The following is a 1,895-nucleotide window of genomic DNA, read 5'->3' as shown; positions in this document are numbered from 1 at the left end:
CGCCCCGCGGGCCCAGCGATACGGCCCGGCGCCGAAGTGGGCCGGGCACGCCGAGGCCATCCGCGCCTCGGTGCGCGAGGCCCCCGACGCCACCCTGGAGGAGCACCGCCGCCGCCTCGGCCTGGACCTGGGGATCTCCACGCTCTGGCGGGCGATCGACGCCCTGGGCCTGACCGTGAAAAAAACTAGGCCGGCAAAGCCTGTTTGATATCGGTTGGCGAATCTGTTACTCCTGGGGGCGAGCGACGCCCCGAGGAGATGTCCCATGCCGCGAAGGACCGCCCGGCCGCCGGCCGATCGCACCATCGAGCTGAAGGCCGAGGCCCGCACCTGCCCCGGCTGCGGGGGGCCGCTGTGGTCGGCCGCCACCGCCCGCCGGACCGTCGTCACCCTCGACGGCTCTGTGTTGCTCCGGCTCCAGATCCGCAGCTGCCGCGACCCCGGCTGTCGGCGATACAAGGCCTGCCTCCGCCCCGAGCAGGAGGGCCGCTACGCCCTGCCGCAGCACGAATTCGGCCTCGACGTCATCGCCGCGGTCGGCCGCCTGCGGCATGCCGAGCACCGCAGCATCCCCGAGATCCACGCCGAGTTGGCCCGCCGCGGCGTGCCGATCTGCGTGCGGAGCGTCGGCAACCTGCTGAACTGCTACGACGAGCTGCTGGCCCTGCCCCCTCGGATGTCAGCCGCCTCCGGCGGATCACGGCCGAGGCCGGGCGGGTGATCCTGGTGATCGACGGCCTGCAGCCCGACGTCGGCCACGAGGTCCTCTGGTTGATCCGCGACGTGCTCAGCAGCGAAGTCCTCCTGGCCCCGAGCCAGCTGTCCTGGACGCCGGCCGACCTGGCGAAGCTGATGACCGAGGTGAAGGGAGCCCTGGGCGAAGTCCGATCGCTGCGGTGGTCTCCGACAGTCAGACGTCGATCCGCAAGGCCGTGGCCGAAGCCCTCGACGGCGTCCACCACCAGCTCTGCCACTTCCACGACCTGCGCGAGGTGGCCCTGCCGATCTACGAGGCCGACCGCCACGCCAAGGTCGCGCTGAAGAAGAAGGTCCGAGGCATCCGCCCGATCGAGCGGGAGGTCGAGGGCCGCGACGACGCCGAGGCCGAGGCGGTCCGGGGCTACTGCGCCGCGGTGCGGTCGGCCCTGACCGACGACGGCCGGCCGCCGCTGGAGGCGTCGGGGCTGAAGCTCCGCGACCGACTGGCCAAGGTCGTCGCGAGCCTGGACCGGGCCGGCGGGAAAAGGGGCTCCCGAGGGAGCTGACGCGGCTGAGGGCGATCCTGGGCAAGGGCCTGGACGCGACCGAGGCGTCGTGGCCGGAGGTCCGCGCCGCCTTCGGCTGGGTGCGGCGACTGGCCGCGGTCCTGGCCGACCGGGCGGGGCGCGACGCCGCGGCGGTCCGGACGCGGTTCGACGCGACGGTCGCCGCATCGGCCCGGCATCGCGAGGCCCTGGGCTCGCTGGCCGGGGCGTTCGACCACTTCCGCAAGGTGACGCGGAGCTACCGCCCCGGGCTGTTCGGCTGCTACGACGTGGCGGACCTGCCGCGGACGAACAACGACCTGGAGCAGTTCTTCGGCTCGTATCGCTACCACGAGCGGCGTTGCAGCGGCCGGAAGGTGGCCTGCCCCGGGACGGTGGTGCGCGGGTCGGTGCGGCTGGTGGCCGCGGCGGCGACCCGACTCCGCCAGGTCGGCGCGACGGAACTGGTCCCCAACGACCTGAAGAGGTGGCGCGACCTGAGGGGCTCGCTGGACCGGCGACGGGCGGTGCGAACGCTCGGCCGCCGCTTCCGAAGCGACCCCGAGGCCTACCTGGCGTCGCTTGAGGATTCCCTCATCAAACAAGCTTTGCCGTCCTAGAAAAAAAAGCCCTGAGGGCCGCCGAGCAGGG

General features: G+C 72.8%; 2 pseudogenes. Both read left to right on the top strand.

What is annotated here, in order from left to right:
• Window positions 1-208, top strand: a pseudogene (locus tag G5C50_RS32045) (hypothetical protein); the annotation flags it as partial.
• Window positions 209-265: 57 nt separating this feature from the next.
• Window positions 266-1,864 (top strand): annotated as a pseudogene (locus G5C50_RS32040) (ISNCY family transposase).
• Window positions 1,865-1,895: the final 31 nt, after the last annotated feature.

Origin of the sequence: Paludisphaera rhizosphaerae (assembly GCF_011065895.1) — a bacterium.
Lineage (GTDB): Bacteria > Planctomycetota > Planctomycetia > Isosphaerales > Isosphaeraceae > Paludisphaera > Paludisphaera rhizosphaerae.
The sequence above is the reverse complement of the archived record's forward strand: the minus strand, read 5'-3'. Positions and strand labels throughout refer to the sequence as shown.